Origin of the sequence: Undibacterium sp. GrIS 1.8 (assembly GCF_040544445.1) — a bacterium.
Taxonomy (GTDB): domain Bacteria; phylum Pseudomonadota; class Gammaproteobacteria; order Burkholderiales; family Burkholderiaceae_D; genus Undibacterium.
In genome coordinates this window covers 1-14679 of sequence record NZ_JBEONQ010000072.1, presented here as the reverse complement: position 1 = coordinate 14679, position 14679 = coordinate 1, and the positions used below count along the sequence as shown (strand labels likewise).

Genomic DNA, 14679 nt, shown 5'->3' with positions numbered 1-14679 from the left:
TGATGCTTAGATGATGCAAAGTATAGATTGAGGCAAAAAAACGCCTCATTTATCAATTCTGTGGAACTTTAGCGCCGTTTGTGCAAAAACACCCAGGATTCACAGCACGTGGTTTGGCTTAAAGAGGAATTTCCTGCGGTAACAGTTGAATGAGGCTATTGTCAACTTGCTGAACCGAGACGGCGACTTGTAGAATTGCAGACGAAATTGTCTCTGGTAGGGAAACACGGTGTCACGTATTAGGCTTTTTTTGCTACGTGGGTGACCTCACCCCATATATAATATGCCTGCGTGCGGACATACCTGTACTGCTCCGCTGTCAAGCGGTTGCGCCGGCACCGAAAGGCATTGTTGATCGGGTTCTGCGCCGACAAAAAGCGCTGAGCTTGGCCGGATGACTTGAAGCGGCGCGTCGGTTGATGCGAGAGTTCGGCCCGGTTGTTTAGGCCCTTGTGCTAGCGATACTCGACACCCGGCATGATTGGCGTCTTCGCCACAGGCGAATCGTCTCGTACGTGATGATGATGCCAAGGCTGGCCATAAGCTCTTGTATGTCGCGAAAACTCCGCGCAAACCGGAAGTAGAGCCACACGACATGACTAATGATTTCTGCCGGATAGCGGAAGCCGCGGTAGCGTAGGGATGTTTCCATCACGCTACTTTACAAAATTTTCCCGCAGCCCGTAAGTTGACACTACCTTATTTAGTATCTCTAACTTTTTGCCTTAACGACGCGCCGGACCGCTTGTGGTAGTGGGAACTACATACCAAACGGTCGAGAACCGCGTCCGCAATTGTCTTGTTATCGAAAGCGTCGTTCCATTTCTCAGTTGGGATTGTAAGCCCAAACCGGCGGAATTTGTCCAATTAACTGAATCACAGGCCAAGCTCACTGTGTGAGCCAAGGCGAACGAGCTGCAACACTGCGTCATCTGGTTTGCGATAAATTAATATCAGGTCGGGTTTAACATGACAATCCCTGTGATCCTTCCAATCGCCGGTCAACATGTGATCGTGGTATTTCTCGGCAAGTGGCTGGTCGTTTGCTAGGGCTGTGATGACGGCCGCGAAATCGTCCATCAGCGTATGCCGGCGCGGCCCTTTTGCTTCGCGTTTATAGTCGCGCTTGAACTGCCCGGTCTGTTCAATCGTCCGCATTCAGATCCGCCATCAAATCTTCAACAGTAGCAAATGACTTCAAGCCACCACGGCGTGCTTCCTTCATTGCCTCGATGGTAGTTGCATTCGGCACCAATGGCTCGAAAGGCAACGCCTTGTCGTGAGCAACCCGTGTAAGCATTATGCGAAAGGCGTCGGAAACGGTCAGTCCCATCGCCGCAAGCACGATGGTCGCCTCTTCCTTAATGTGCTCGTCGATCCGGGCACGGACAACTGCATTTGCAGACATGACTTACTCCTTTAATGGTGTGAGCTACATTGTAGCCCAAATATAAGTCATTTGCATTTAGCTTGTTTTTATATTGTGCTGTCGGAAAACAAGTGTTTTACGACGCATTGGCGACCCCAAGAAAAATTACCGATGCAAAGCTTAAAATATACGGAAAACCTTGTCGCTATGCTGTGCTATACGGAAACCTAATTTTAATGGTTATCCGCTTATATTAGTTGGCTACATGCGCGTTTCGTCGGACTCGGATCGACAGAACACAAATATGCAACGCGATGCGCTGCTGGCGGCGGGTATCGATGCCCGCCACTTGTTCGAGGATCATGCCTCCGGTGCCAAAGATGATCGTCCTGGATTGGCCAAGGCGCTAGAGTTCGTGTGTCCCGGCGACGTGCTCGTTGTCTGGAAGTTGGATCGACTTGGCCGTTCACTGTCGCACCTGCTCTCCATCGTGACTACGCTGAAGGACAAGCAGGTCGCCTTCCGGTCGCTCACTGAAGGCATGGACACCACCACAGCATCAGGAGAATTGCTGTTCCATGTATTCAGTGCACTGGCTTAGTACGAACGTGCTTTGATTCAGGAACGGGTCATTACCGGTCTGGCTGCCGCCAAGCGGCGTGGCCGAGTCGGTGGCAGACCCGCTGCCATTATTGGCGAGAAACTAGACGCCATCATTGCCGCATTGAACAGCGGTATGTCAAAGGCCGCCGTGTGTCGCAACTTTGAAGTTAAACGAACGACGCTGATTGAAACTTTGGCCCGTGTCGGATGGGCTGGTGCGCGCGATACAACATCTGAAAGCGAATGATAAATGCGCGGTGACAACAACGAGCGACTGACCATTCTCTCGGAAGCAGAAAAGACGGCGCTCTATGGTATTCCTGATTTTGACGATTTTCAGCGCTAAGAACCGCAGTGTAAAAATGTACCACTGAAACGCGCTAGATTTCGCGAGAAACGCGGAATGAAAGTGTACCAGTCCCAGCCTGTATTCTGATGCCCAACGGGGCAAAGGAAGGGCGGAAAGGATGTACTCAGTGGAACTCTATGTCAAAGTCAGACGTGCCGTCATGGTCGACAAATGCAGCGAGCGCGAAGCCGCACGCCTATTTGGCGTTCATCACAAGACGGTCAAGAAGATGTGCCAATTTGCCGTGCCACCCGGCTACCAGCGTAAGAGCGAAACCATCTCCCCCAAGCTCGCCCCGTTCACTGGCATCATCGATGCCATCCTGGATGCCGACAAACAAGTCCATGTAAAACAGCGCCACACTGCGCACCGCATTCTGGAACGGCTCCGCGATGAACATGGTTTCACCGGCGGCTACACGATCGTGCGCAATTACGTCTACAAGGTCGCCACGCGCCAGAAGGAAATGTTCATCCCTCTGGCACACCGGCCTAGTCATGCCCAGGTCGATTTGGGCGAAGCCGATGGCTATATTGGCGGCAAGAAGGTGCGCTTCCATTATTTCTGCATGGACCTGCCGCATTCGGATGGCTGCTTTGTCAAAGCCTACCCGACCGAAGATACCGAATCCTTCCTGGATGGTCACATCGCTGCCTTTACGTTTTTTGGCGGCATCCCGCAATCGATCTTGTACGACAACACCAAGATCGCCGTAGCCAAGATACTGGGCGATGGCAAACGCCTGCGCACCAAGGAGTTCGGCGAGCTGCAAAGCCACTACCTGTTCGACGACAAGTTCGGGCGGCCGGCCAGGGGCAACGACAAAGGCAATGTCGAAGGGCTGGTTGGTTACAGCCGCCGTCACTTCATGGTGCCGCTACCAATCGCCAGTGACTTTGATGCCTTGAATGCCAAGCTGCTCGATGGTTGCATCAAGCGCCAGCAAGCCAAACTGCGCGGTGAAACGGAAACCATCGCCGAACGGATGCAGCGCGACACCGCCGCGCTGATGGCATTACCTCATGGCACCTACGATGCGTGCCATAAGGTTTCCACTCGCGTGTCTTCACTGTCGCTGGTGCGTTACCGCTGCAATGACTACTCGGTGCCGACCGAGTACGGCCATCGGGAAGTGCTGGTCAAGGGCTATGTGAATCGCGTCGAGATTTGTCTCTCTGGCGACATCATTGCGCGCCATGTACGCAACTACGGCCGCGAAGAATTCATTTACAACCCATTGCACTACCTGGCATTGCTGGAACAGAAGCCGCGTGCGCTCGACCAGGCGGCGCCATTGCAAGAATGGATACTGCCTGATGTATTCGACCGCCTGCGTCGCGTATTGGAAGCGCGCATGGAACGGCGCGGCCGAAAGGAATATATCCAGGTCTTGCGGTTGCTTGAGAGTTTCAGCATGGCGCAAGTCGAGCGCGCCATCAAACAAGCAATGGGTTTGGGGGCACTCGGCTTTGACGCCATCAAACATTTGATTCTCTGCGCGATCGAACGGCGACCCATCAAGCTCGACTTGACGCTGTACCCGTATCTGCCCAGTGCCAGTGTTGGCTCCACTGAACCGCAGGCCTATCTGAGCTTGCTGCACATGCCAAAGGCAAATCAGCAATCTTCTTGCGGAGGTGCGCAATGACCGATGCACCAGTTGAAATGACGACCGCCCATGCACCTACCGCGGTGCCGCCACAAGTCTTGTTGGTCAACCACTTCAAGGCATTGAAGCTACCGACCTTTGCACGCGAATATGAGAAGGTGAGCGCTGATTGTGCGCGTGAAGACGTCGATTACCCGCGTTATTTACTACGGTTGTGCGAACTGGAGCGCATTGATCGGGAACGACACAATATGGAGCGGCGCATTCGTCTGGCGAAATTCCCAGTGACTAAGAGTCTCGATACATTCGACTTTGCCGCAATCCCCGTGTTGAACAAATCATTGGTGTTGGAATTGATGCGCTGCGAATGGATCGACAAGCGCGAGAACATCATTGCGCTGGGACCTTCCGGTCTAGGCAAGACGCATACAGCACTGGCATTGGGATTGGCCGCGTGCCAGAAAGGGATGAGCGTTGCCTTTACGACGGCGGCAGCCCTGATGCATGAACTGATGGAGGCACGCGATGAGAAGCGGTTGCGCACATTGCAAAAGCAACTGGCTAACGTCAAATTATTGATCATTGATGAACTGGGCTATCTGCCATTTACAGCGATCGGTGCAGAACTCTTGTTCGAGGTGTTCAGCCGCCGCTATGAACATGGCGCTACGCTGGTGACATCGAATCTGCCATTTGATCAATGGACGAGCGTCTTGGGTTCAGAGAGACTGACCGGTGCGTTGCTCGATCGCCTGACCCATCATGTGCATATCCTGGAAATGAATGGCGAATCGTATCGATTGGCCACCAGCAAGAAACGGCAAAAGCAGAACGTGAAATCAAAATCTATAGAGTAGGAGGAAGCCAAGCCACTATAAATTATGTTAGGGGACGGGCTACGCCGCGCTTCGCCCGTAACCCCAAGAAATAAAAAATCAGAAACGCAAAACCAGAGGATCAACCCCCTCTTTTTTATTAACTTAACTGGTACACTTTTGGCGCGCTACTTGGTACATCTTTACTCCGCGCTTGACAGAACAGCCTGATCGCCGACAGCGGCCTGGAAATCACGTTGCGCCAATCGAAATATTTGAACAATCTTGTGGAACAAGACCACCGAGCCATCAAGCGCCGAACGCGACCCATGCTGGGATTCAAAAAATTTCATTGTGCCACCAAACTCATCGCCGGCATTGAAACGATGCACATGATTAAAAAGGGACAGCTCAATTGTCCCGATGGTTAAGTTACATCTGCTGCAGATCAATTCTACTCTTTAGCTTTCTGATTTTTCCGCTACCTCGCTGCTTCAGCTAAACTTTAGTTCCTTATCGCGACAGAACCCGAACGACGCTGGTAGCAGGAATCCCCTTCCTTTCTGTGTGAGCAGCAGCCGCGCGGCTGAGGTGCGGGAGAACATCAATTATAGAATCAAATTAACACTGGCGACAACAACGCAGCTGAATTATTCGCTGCTCGGTTGACCTCTGTCGACACGCACCAAGCCTGCATCTGACTAGCATCATAGGGTTTGATTAAAGGCATCAGCTCAGATGTAGGCAAAGTATCCGGTGTCAGCCACAAGTCCCAATCCTCCCTCGCTAAAATCACTGGCATCCGGTCGTGGATGGGTTCCATCATAGCGTTGGAACCAACCGTGAGAATTGCACAGGTCTCTAAAAAAGAACCTGTCTCACCATCAGGTAATTTACTGGTCTCCCAGATCCCTGCTAATGCCATTGGTGACTTATCTTTGAATGAAATATAAAAAGGTTGTTTTGTTTTTTGTCCTGGTATCACTTTCCATTCATAGAAACCAGAGATTGGAACAATACAGCGACGGAGGTGGAATGCCTGCTTGAACATCGGTTTTTCAGCCGCTGTCTCGCCACGTGCGTTATTCATCATGGCCAGCTTACTTGCGTCCGTGATCCAGGGCGGCACCAATCCCCAGCGCATCAATGAACCGAGTCGACCATCTTTGCACTCCCTCACCACCATGATCTTGGTGCCAGGCGCAATGTTATAACGGGCTAAAAAGTCTGGCATTGCCGATACGTCGATCCATTCTTCCAACACTGGCTTTGGGTGTGCTAAAGCAAATCGTCCACACATTTATTTTGACCCTCTCTTATTTTGACGCGCCACACCATTGACCTTAATTATACTGTATATTTAATCAGTATAAAAGTCGCAGGTAAATCCACTAATAAACCCTCTAGCAAACTCATTTGCTTGTAAGAACATAGGCAACACTTGCATCATGAACACCGTTATTTCCTTTAATCGCGCCATAGATCCACCATTAGCGACACTCCATCAGACACCGCTGGCCGCTGCTAGCAATCCAGAGTTAGCCGGTGTCCCTTTATTCGTACAGAAGGTCCCAGCCGGGTTCCCATCACCTGCCGATGACTACGTAGAAGAGACCTTGGATCTCAACACCTACATGATCCGGCATAAAGCCTCGACCTTTGTCTTTACTGTACAAGGGGACTCCATGATTGGTGCCGGCATCTTCGATGGTGACAAGGTTGTCGTAGACCGTGCTATCGATCCTCGTCATGGTCATATCGTGATTGCCGTGATCAATAACGACTATACGGTCAAAAAGCTCTTCAAATGGCGTGGTGTGATAGAACTGCGCGCAGAGAACCCTGCGTACCAACCAATTCGCTTTAGTGACACGGACGAGCTTCAAATTTGGGGAATCGTGATTGGCGTCTTACGGCGCTTCAAGGTGTAAAGAGACTAGTGCCATGAACGATCTCCCAGCTCAACCACCTGCAACAAATCAGCTCAGCGCCAGTAAGCAACTATTTGCCTTAGTCGACTGCAATAACTTCTATGTGTCTTGTGAGCGCGTATTTAATCCACGGCTTGCCAATCGACCTGTGGTCGTACTTTCCAACAATGACGGCTGTGCTGTCGCACGCTCTAATGAAGTCAAAGCCCTCGGCGTTAAAATGGGAATGCCTTGGTTCATGATGAAAGACCTGGCAAAGGAACACGACATCATTGCCTTATCCTCGAACTACACGCTCTATGGTGACATGTCTAACCGGGTCGCCAGTATTTTGCGCGATTACAGCCCTGATGTTGAAGTGTATTCGATTGACGAATCCTTTCTCAGTCTCAACGGTATGCAAGGACTCTGGCAATCATCGATGGTTATGGGGCAACATATCCGCCTTCGCGTCGCCCAATGGACTGGTTTGCCAGTCTGCGTTGGTATTGCCTCCTCCAAGACACTCGCCAAACTCGCCAACCACGTCGCCAAGAAATGGCCAGAATTTAATAGTGTCTGTGATTTCAATGCCATTCCTGAACCAGACTTAAGCGCCCTATTCGCGACCATCGCTGTAGGGGAGGTCTGGGGCGTCGGAGGACGACTCAGTGCGCGACTCCAAGAGATGAATATCAATACCGTACAAGAGCTGAGAGACGCCCCCATCAAATTATTACGCGCTCACTTTGGTGTAGTGATGGAACGCACGGTCAACGAACTCAGAGGACTCTCTTGCCTGGATATGGAAGATGTCGTCTCGCCAAAGAAACAGATCATCTCCTCACGCTCATTCGGCCAATTAGTTCTCACCATTGATGAACTCAACGAGGCCGCTGCCTCTTACATGACCCGCGCCGCAGAGAAGCTTCGTCGTCAACACTCCGTCTGTGCCGCAATTCATGTCGCGGTCAGAACCAACCCATTCCGCCAACGAGACAAGCAATACAATAATGGCATTGTCATTCCCTTACCTGATCCCACTGACGACACAAGAACCTTGATTGGTGCCGCCTTATTCGGCCTCGAACAAATCTACCGTCCTGGCTACTGGTACAAGAAAGTGGCTGTCATGCTGCTAGACCTATCCAATGCAGGACAAACGCAAGGCGCTTTGTTTGATCCACACGGCGAGCAAGCACAGCGCTCTAGTAAGCTCATGAAGACCATTGACATCCTCAACAGAGAACTAGGCGCTAATTCAGTGAACATTGCCTCGTGTGGCATGCAAAAACGTTGGAGTATGCGGGCCGAGAAGAAGTCGCCGAAATATACGACGAGATGGGATGAGACGCCTTTAGCTTTTGCGAGATAAGATAGATTAACTGCCTTGTATATTTACCGATGTGCAGTAACTCCTTGAAACTATCAGTGTCTTCGCTCCGATGAAAGTCAATTATGAATACAGGTGAAAATAAGCCAGCTATCAATTCTAGCGTTCCAAAGATCGTTGGTCGGCTCTGCATCGTATTGGTTACAGCGTGTCAGATGCAATCATCCTATGCGACAGACTCCGTTGCATCTGGAAAGGCACTTTTTGTAAGTTTGGCATGTGCGTCTTGTCACGCTGTTGGGCCTGGCGCAAGAGCTGGGTTTGGGCCACAACTAAATGGTATTTTTGGGCGAGTAGCGGGTAGCACGGTTGATTACCAGAGTCGATATTCAGCTGCAATCAAACAATCGGGTATCGTCTGGTCCGAACAGTCTTTGACGAAATTCATTAATTCACCCAGCGATCTAATTCCTGGTACAAAAATGAGATTTTGGGGTCTCAGCGATAAGAAGAAGGTCGATGATTTACTTGCTTATTTGCGTAGTTTTCCAGTTGATCCAAAGTAGATACTCATACAAAGCGCATGAGTTGAGGCAGCGATAAATATTAATTGTGATCTAAACCAGTCTCAAGGACCGGGCAATTCCAATTGCGATATTGATCCAGTTTTGTCACGTTATTCGAAAACTTTACGTATTTAGTTGGTGTAACATTTCCTTGCTCAACTGTTTTGATCAATAGTTGTATGCAACTGAGGCTATCCCGCCTGATCAATATTCGAGGAAATCACAAAATGAAGAAATTAATTACAGCAGCAGTGCTCACTTTTGCTTTCGTATCAGCTCAAGCAGCTGACATTGTTGATACCGCCGTGGCAGCAGGTTCTTTTAAAACATTGGTTACCGCCATCAAGGCCGCTGGACTAGTTGAGACATTAAAAGGTCCGGGCCCATTCACTGTTTTTGCACCGACTGACGAAGCATTCGCAAAAATTCCAAAAAATAAGCTCGATGCTCTTTTAAAGGATAAGGCTGCGTTGACTAAAGTACTCACTTATCATGTTGTAGCTGGTAAGGTAATGGCAGCGGATGTAAAGGCGGGTCCTGTCAAAACTGTCGAAGGTAGTTCGCTGATGGTGACGACTGCCGGGGGTAAGGTTAAAGTAGACAATGCAAACGTGGTGAAAACCGATATTGTGGCCGACAACGGTGTGATCCATGTCATTGACTCAGTGATTATGCCTAATTAATTTAGAAAAATTGTTTGAGTAAGAAAGATACTTACTTAACTAATCCCAAAAAGTTGGATACCAGTTTTTGGGGGTTTTCCGCATAAAAATATCCTGAGCAGGTTAAGCTCGAAGTTTGACCTATTTGACGAAAACACAGTAGGGATGCCACGTATCAGTGCGCACAAAGCATTATGATTTCCAATGGATATTCAGTCGCTTGAGACGCTCGCGGAGGGTGCTTTTGATGCGACCTTCACAGAAATCATCCGGATCAAACTCTATTAGATTCACTTATTGCGACATAAACGGTCAAACTCGCACCCCGCGAGGCAACGCCCACCGAAGCTAGTTTGGCGACCGCAGTGGGAAGTTTTGTATTTACCGACGGCGTCCGGCGCGCCGCGTCCTTTCAAAAAAATCGTCCGGCTTGGTTTGTACCCAACGAACGAATTTTTGGATTTCCGCTTGCTGTAGCAATGCTTCCGCGGTGTTGAAATCACGCGCTAGTTCGGTTTCGGTAAATAAGGCGTGAATATGACGATGGCAAATGCGGTGCATCGTTACCGTCAGCTTGCCACCTTTCATCTTCGGGATCAGGTGATGTGCGTCACGCTGCGCAGTAGGAATCGGCCTTGCGCAAAGCGGGCAGATAGGCGCACTGGATTCCATATGCCAGCCGGGTGGATCGACTTGTTTACGTTTCATGGCAGAATACGAATGGATATCGATGAATGATAGCTGCGATGGCAAACTGTTGCTGACCAGCAATCGACTCGTCATGTCGCAATAATTAGATCTGATAAATTAGTCTACGTTTTTGTCCACACCGTCAGACAGTAAGGCGGGCCTTTTTTGATCATCTGCAGGGTCCTAATGCAGCGCAAGGAATGCGGTCACAATAAAATCCTTGAGGCCGAATATGGATCGCACAATCCACCTCGTGGCAAGATGTTCTTGCTCAACGATATAATAAGATACTTGATCCAACATAGTTCGATATCAGCGCGGATGTCCGCCCTTACCCTATCGATCTCTGTGGTTTTGGCACCGCTCTTGTCAATGGTAATTTTCATCGGCAAACTATACAGTCCTATAGTCTGTTTGAAGAAGCGTCGCGCTGCAGGTAAATCACGACAAGCGTTGGAGGGTGAGCAGAAGATCGATGGTGGTGCTGTTGCGATCGACGGGATGCCAAAAAATACTGCAATTGACCAGTCACCTTACAATAGGCTTTGTCGAACTAACAACTAGCGCCAACTAGACGTTTGTATCTGCGAAAAACTTTGGCAAGCACGGCCGGAATGCTGATCGGTCAACGATGCACAGTGGGGAAACATCTTGATACATTCTTAGATACCTACATCTTTTTGGTTTCGTGACAGACATGCATCCCGTTTGCCGCTCAGAATCAGCCGCAATGCAATGATCGACAAAATGCTCACCAAGTGGAGTAGCAAATTTTGAGATAAACATTCTTCATAAAGAGCGACGATGAATTTCCTGCCCGGTACGTTCATGCAAAAGCCCACGGATACAACCAATCAGTAAATATAATCCGTAGAGACCACAGAGAGTCTGCAAACTCAGAATGCCTATCGCTAATAAACTCATGTTTATATCATTTTCCCTGAAAACACATTTGCTCACTAAAAGAATAGCGTAGGCGAAATTCAGCCATAGTCTAGGGCTATTTTTCTAGAACATACCCAATTAACTTCGAATTCAGCTTACTCGTCGTAGCTTAGCCTAATTCGGCTAACGCTCTACATCACCAGCACTGCCCCCCCTCCCTTCCCCTACAGTTTTTCTCATCGTCTTCTTTCTTAGTTCGCCCGTTGATATCTGCTTTCTCAATGAGATTTGCACTGTTGGGATAAGCATCCAATTCCGAAGCAGTTATTCAATTTTCTGCAATTTGACAAGACTCTTTTATATGGGATTCTAACGTTGTTGAGGTATCGATTTCAATGGGAAATCTTTGAAATGAATGACCTCAAAAGAACTAGCAGCCTCCATCTTTACATCGACCTGCCATCACTGTGCACTAGGCAATGAAGCCATGGTTGTGTTCAACGAGTTTAATTTAGGAGAAGAACCGTGCTGACATTAGCAAAACGTATTTTAGTATTTAGTTGGAAATTATTTTGTGCGATTTTTATTGGGGCATGGCAAGCATCAGAGGTCGCCCATGCGCGAGTTCAAGAGTCTGGATGGAAAGGCTTCTGGCGCTATACCCTTCGTGCCTATTTTTCACCTTTAGGGGGCGCGATAGAGGGCGTCAAGAAACAATGGAAACGAGGACTCTGAGATCTTGTTGTCCGTAATTCGACAGTTAACTAATGGAGTTAAACAATGCGCATAGTCAATGGCTGGATAGAGTTTGAAGAACAAGAGCAAGCGCTCTGGGAAACTTTACTTGAACGCAAACTCGGCGCAATAACGCCGGTCTTATTACGTGAATTGGGGGAAAGTCGTGTTAGGGAGCTCGTCGATGATGGCTACCTTATTTGGGCCAGAATGGCGGCGCAACACATAAATGATATACCTTGCTCTCATCTGCAATAATTCTTTTGGGTCTCATTTGCCGTCCTAGTTCCCGCAGGGGAATGTAGGACGTCAATCATTGGTACAACTACTATTTACTCGATAGTTTAATTAATAATCTCGTTCAAGTACTACACAGTTAGTGTCAGCCTCGGCATTAATGCTTTGACTTGCAATTTCAGATTTTCATCCCATCCCAGAGCTAAAAATAAGTGTTTTCATCGACACGGAATTCACCGACTTGCTGGAACCGATCCTAATCAGTATCTGCATAGTCACTGACACAGGTGAGGAATTTTACGTAGAAGTTCCCTACCCTGATGACAAGTGCACACCATTCGTTCGCGAAGCAGTATTGCCGCAATTGAGTCGGAATCCAGACTTCTATTGTGGTGTTCCAGACCTTAGTATAAAACTCTGGCAATGGTGTTGACGATGACCCTAAACTAAGCCACTTTTTAGAATAAATTTCATCCAAAACTGAGCCACGTGATTGAATTGCCTGCTTAACAAATGAGCAGGGAGACATGGAGTGATCACCGTGGGCATGTTAGCCAAAATAAGGCGGATGTATTTCCGCGACAAACTCTCGATACGAGAAATTACGAGACGAACCAATTTGTCTCGCAATACCATCAGTAACTGGCTCAAAAAAGAAGCAATGCAAGAGCCGAGGTACCCTCCGCGACAAGTCAGCCGATTAATTGATCCTTTCACAGGCCAATTACGGCAATGGTTAGAAACAGATAGCCATCGACCTAAACGTGATCGACGCACAGCCAAAGTGATGTTTGAAGCCATCAAAGCACAAGGTTTTAAAGGTAGCTATGTGCGAACGAGTGCGCATGTTCGTCAACTGCGACAGGCATTGGGGGATGCGCCGCAACGTAAAGCCTTTGTGCCATTGCGTTTTGCGCATGGCGAAGCATTTCAATTTGATTGGAGTTGTGAATACGCTTGGATTGGTGGTCTGCGTAAGCGTATCGAAGTGTCACATTGTAAATTAGCGAGCAGTCGTGCTTTTTGGATGATCGCTTATCCGATGCAAAGCCATGAAATGCTTTTTGATGCGCATACTCGCTCATTCCAAGCGTTCGGAGGCATTCCAAGACGCGGTATTTACGACAATATGAAGACGGCTGTCGATAAGGTTCTGCGTGGCAAAGAGCGTATTGTGAATGCTCGTTTCCAATCGATGTGTGGCCACTACCTGTTTGAGCCAGAATTTTGCAACGTCGCCTCTGGCTGGGAGAAAGGCATTGTCGAGAAGAACGTCCAAGATAGGCGCCGTCAAATTTGGGCAGAAGCGTTGGATCAGCGCTGGACATCTTTCGAGCACCTTAACATGTGGGTGGCACAACGGTGTCAACAGGCCTGGGAAAGCATGGCTCATCCCGATTGGCCGGCCATGACGGTGGCTGAAGTTCTGCAGGAGGAATGCCTACAACTGATGCCGATGCCTAAAGCATTTGATGGCTACGTTGCGCAACCTGTACGGGTCTCAGGAACGAGTTTAATTCACTTCCAACGCAACCGATATAGCGTACCGACGCCTTATGCACATCGGGTGATCAGTTTGCATATCTATCCAGATGTCATCACGCTCATTGCGGACGATTTAGAAATCGCACGGCATACCCGTTGTTTCGAGCGCTACCAGACCTTCTATCAATGGCAACACTACATTCCCATCATTACGCAAAAGCCAGGGGCTTTGCGTAATGGCGCGCCATTTATGACGATGCCTGAGCCGCTGCAAATTTTACAGAAGCAGTTACTGAACCATAGTGGTGGTGACAGATTGATGGCAGAAGTCTTATCGGCTATTCCCTTGCATGGACTTGATACGGTATTAGTTGCCGTCGAATGCGCTTTAGAAGTAGGCCATATCAGCGGAGAACACATTTCAAATATTCTTGGCAGATTAAAAGAAACTGCTCCGCCAATGTTGATCGAAACCCATTTGGTCTTAAAAGAAGAACCTGTCGCCAACGTCAATCGTTATGAACGTTTGCGTTCAATTCAATTGGAGAATCATGATGTCTCATGAAATTATTAGTCACTTAAAATCACTCAAATTACATAGGATGGCACAGAGCTGGTCAGAACTGGTTGCGCAGTCAAGGATGAAAGAATTTGATCCTGAGCAGTTTATGACGCAGTTACTTCGCTCAGAAAGTGCAGATCGTGAAGTGCGATCAATCGCTTATCAAATGACTGTTGCCAGATTTCCGTCTCACCGTGATTTCCATGGCTTCGACTTTGCCGAATCGAGTGTCGATGAGGCCTTAATGCGGCAGCTATATACGATGTCATTTCTGGACGTTGCGCACAACCTTGTCTTTATTGGCGGTCCTGGCACAGGAAAAACACATTTGGCAACGGCACTAGGTGTGCAGGCAATCACGCAATATGGAAAGCGTGTCCGTTTCTTCTCAACGATTGAATTGGTCAATGCCTTGGAGTTAGAAAAAGCGGCAGGCAGACAAGGTCAAATCGCGCATCGCCTCATCTATGCCGACTTGGTCATTCTCGATGAGCTTGGTTATTTGCCTTTTAGTCAAACAGGCGGCGCTTTACTATTCCATCTACTCTCAAAACTCTATGAGCGCACCAGCGTTGCCATCACGACCAACCTGAGCTTTGCAGAATGGCCTGCGGTATTTGGCGATGCGAAGATGACGACTGCCTTATTGGATCGACTAACTCATCATTGCCATATCATTGAAACTGGAAACAACTCTTGGCGATTCAAACAGAGTGAATCAACACGTAAATCATCACCCAGAAAATCTACTAAAAAAGGAGAAAACACTGCAAAACCTGTCAAACAGCGTTCAATATTTACCACCTGTCAGCGTCCAAATTTTTCCACTTTATCGGCTTGTTCAGAACGATTTTTGCTGTGCTTAAATC

17 protein-coding genes and 2 pseudogenes are annotated in these 14679 nt (G+C 48.6%); 13 read left to right on the top strand and 6 right to left on the bottom strand.

The window, feature by feature from the left end; translation table 11 throughout:
• Positions 1 to 239 precede the first annotated feature (239 nt).
• The 4 genes and pseudogenes from AAKU64_RS20835 to AAKU64_RS20820 all read right to left on the bottom strand — a co-directional run bounded on the left by AAKU64_RS20835 (position 240) and on the right by AAKU64_RS20820 (position 1408).
• Positions 240 to 652: pseudogene (locus tag AAKU64_RS20835) on the bottom strand (transposase family protein).
• 47 nt (positions 653 to 699) lie between these two features.
• A complete protein-coding gene (locus tag AAKU64_RS20830) occupies positions 700 to 867 on the bottom strand; it encodes an ATP-binding protein (protein WP_354335792.1) in 168 nt (55 codons plus the stop codon).
• 9 nt (positions 868 to 876) lie between these two features.
• Entirely contained in the window at positions 877 to 1158 is a 282-nt protein-coding gene (locus AAKU64_RS20825; RefSeq protein WP_354335794.1) for a type II toxin-antitoxin system YafQ family toxin, read from the bottom strand.
• Entirely contained in the window at positions 1145 to 1408 is a 264-nt protein-coding gene (locus tag AAKU64_RS20820; RefSeq protein WP_354335795.1) for a type II toxin-antitoxin system RelB/DinJ family antitoxin, read from the bottom strand. Before AAKU64_RS20820 ends, AAKU64_RS20825 begins: the two co-directional genes overlap by 14 nt.
• A gap of 226 nt (positions 1409 to 1634) precedes the next feature.
• Between AAKU64_RS20820 and AAKU64_RS22690 the strand changes: the two genes are divergently transcribed.
• The 5 genes and pseudogenes from AAKU64_RS22690 to AAKU64_RS20800 form a co-directional block, all read left to right on the top strand.
• Complete coding sequence (locus tag AAKU64_RS22690) at positions 1635 to 1970, top strand: recombinase family protein (RefSeq protein WP_503012677.1); 336 nt, start codon at positions 1635 to 1637, stop codon at positions 1968 to 1970.
• Between the two features lie 12 nt (positions 1971 to 1982).
• Entirely contained in the window at positions 1983 to 2219 is a 237-nt protein-coding gene (locus AAKU64_RS22685; RefSeq protein WP_503012678.1) for a hypothetical protein, read from the top strand.
• Between the two features lie 220 nt (positions 2220 to 2439).
• Positions 2440 to 3969 (top strand): IS21 family transposase, encoded by a 1530-nt coding sequence (gene istA / locus AAKU64_RS20810; RefSeq protein ID WP_354362896.1) that lies wholly within the window; start codon positions 2440 to 2442, stop codon positions 3967 to 3969.
• Complete coding sequence (istB, locus tag AAKU64_RS20805) at positions 3966 to 4787, top strand: IS21-like element helper ATPase IstB (protein ID WP_354362895.1); 822 nt, start codon at positions 3966 to 3968, stop codon at positions 4785 to 4787. Before istA (AAKU64_RS20810) ends, istB (AAKU64_RS20805) begins: the two co-directional genes overlap by 4 nt.
• Before the next feature lie 209 nt (positions 4788 to 4996).
• Positions 4997 to 5176, top strand: a pseudogene (locus AAKU64_RS20800) (DDE-type integrase/transposase/recombinase); the annotation flags it as partial.
• Positions 5177 to 5361: 185 nt separating this feature from the next.
• Here the strand turns inward: AAKU64_RS20800 and AAKU64_RS20795 are convergent.
• Positions 5362 to 6045 (bottom strand): SOS response-associated peptidase, encoded by a 684-nt coding sequence (locus AAKU64_RS20795; protein ID WP_354335585.1) that lies wholly within the window; start codon positions 6043 to 6045, stop codon positions 5362 to 5364.
• Between the two features lie 148 nt (positions 6046 to 6193).
• Here AAKU64_RS20795 and AAKU64_RS20790 point away from each other — a divergent pair, with 148 nt between their 5' ends.
• The 4 genes from AAKU64_RS20790 (at position 6194) to AAKU64_RS20775 (ending at position 9237) form a co-directional block, all read left to right on the top strand.
• Entirely contained in the window at positions 6194 to 6676 is a 483-nt protein-coding gene (locus AAKU64_RS20790) for a LexA family protein (RefSeq protein WP_354335583.1), read from the top strand.
• A 13-nt stretch (positions 6677 to 6689) separates the two neighbouring features.
• Positions 6690 to 8030, top strand: coding sequence for a Y-family DNA polymerase (locus tag AAKU64_RS20785; RefSeq protein WP_354335581.1), 1341 nt, complete (start codon positions 6690 to 6692; stop codon positions 8028 to 8030).
• Positions 8031 to 8113: 83 nt separating this feature from the next.
• Positions 8114 to 8554 (top strand): c-type cytochrome, encoded by a 441-nt coding sequence (locus AAKU64_RS20780; RefSeq protein WP_354335579.1) that lies wholly within the window; start codon positions 8114 to 8116, stop codon positions 8552 to 8554.
• A 227-nt stretch (positions 8555 to 8781) separates the two neighbouring features.
• The gene (locus AAKU64_RS20775) at positions 8782 to 9237 is read left to right on the top strand and encodes a fasciclin domain-containing protein (RefSeq protein WP_354335577.1); all 456 of its coding nucleotides are present in this window, start codon (positions 8782 to 8784) and stop codon (positions 9235 to 9237) included.
• A gap of 360 nt (positions 9238 to 9597) precedes the next feature.
• On the opposite strand, the gene AAKU64_RS20770 is transcribed toward AAKU64_RS20775, so the two are convergent.
• Positions 9598 to 9999, bottom strand: coding sequence for an HNH endonuclease (locus AAKU64_RS20770; RefSeq protein ID WP_354335575.1), 402 nt, complete (start codon positions 9997 to 9999; stop codon positions 9598 to 9600).
• Positions 10000 to 11316: 1317 nt separating this feature from the next.
• Here AAKU64_RS20770 and AAKU64_RS20765 point away from each other — a divergent pair.
• The 4 genes from AAKU64_RS20765 to istB (AAKU64_RS20750) form a co-directional block, all read left to right on the top strand.
• Positions 11317 to 11526, top strand: a complete 210-nt coding sequence (locus AAKU64_RS20765) for a hypothetical protein (RefSeq protein WP_354335572.1) — start codon at positions 11317 to 11319, stop codon at positions 11524 to 11526.
• Positions 11527 to 11571: 45 nt separating this feature from the next.
• Complete coding sequence (locus tag AAKU64_RS20760) at positions 11572 to 11784, top strand: hypothetical protein (protein WP_322118930.1); 213 nt, start codon at positions 11572 to 11574, stop codon at positions 11782 to 11784.
• A gap of 520 nt (positions 11785 to 12304) precedes the next feature.
• Entirely contained in the window at positions 12305 to 13813 is a 1509-nt protein-coding gene (istA, locus tag AAKU64_RS20755; RefSeq protein ID WP_354362894.1) for an IS21 family transposase, read from the top strand.
• The coding region (istB, locus tag AAKU64_RS20750; RefSeq protein ID WP_503012723.1) for an IS21-like element helper ATPase IstB at positions 13803 to 14679 on the top strand (877 nt) is incomplete at its 3' end. The genes istA (AAKU64_RS20755) and istB (AAKU64_RS20750), both read left to right, overlap by 11 nt.

Coding starts and splice junctions, on each gene's coding strand:
- AAKU64_RS20825 (WP_354335794.1), bottom strand. CDS start 1,158: ATGCGGACGATTGAACAGACCGGGCAGTTCAAGCGCGACTATAAACGC.
- AAKU64_RS20820 (WP_354335795.1), bottom strand. CDS start 1,408: ATGTCTGCAAATGCAGTTGTCCGTGCCCGGATCGACGAGCACATTAAG.
- AAKU64_RS22690 (WP_503012677.1), top strand. CDS start 1,635: ATGCGCGTTTCGTCGGACTCGGATCGACAGAACACAAATATGCAACGC.
- istA (WP_354362896.1), top strand. CDS start 2,440: ATGTACTCAGTGGAACTCTATGTCAAAGTCAGACGTGCCGTCATGGTC.
- istB (WP_354362895.1), top strand. CDS start 3,966: ATGACCGATGCACCAGTTGAAATGACGACCGCCCATGCACCTACCGCG.
- AAKU64_RS20795 (WP_354335585.1), bottom strand. CDS start 6,045: ATGTGTGGACGATTTGCTTTAGCACACCCAAAGCCAGTGTTGGAAGAA.
- AAKU64_RS20790 (WP_354335583.1), top strand. CDS start 6,194: ATGAACACCGTTATTTCCTTTAATCGCGCCATAGATCCACCATTAGCG.
- AAKU64_RS20785 (WP_354335581.1), top strand. CDS start 6,690: ATGAACGATCTCCCAGCTCAACCACCTGCAACAAATCAGCTCAGCGCC.
- AAKU64_RS20780 (WP_354335579.1), top strand. CDS start 8,114: ATGAATACAGGTGAAAATAAGCCAGCTATCAATTCTAGCGTTCCAAAG.
- AAKU64_RS20775 (WP_354335577.1), top strand. CDS start 8,782: ATGAAGAAATTAATTACAGCAGCAGTGCTCACTTTTGCTTTCGTATCA.
- AAKU64_RS20770 (WP_354335575.1), bottom strand. CDS start 9,999: ATGACGAGTCGATTGCTGGTCAGCAACAGTTTGCCATCGCAGCTATCA.
- AAKU64_RS20760 (WP_322118930.1), top strand. CDS start 11,572: ATGCGCATAGTCAATGGCTGGATAGAGTTTGAAGAACAAGAGCAAGCG.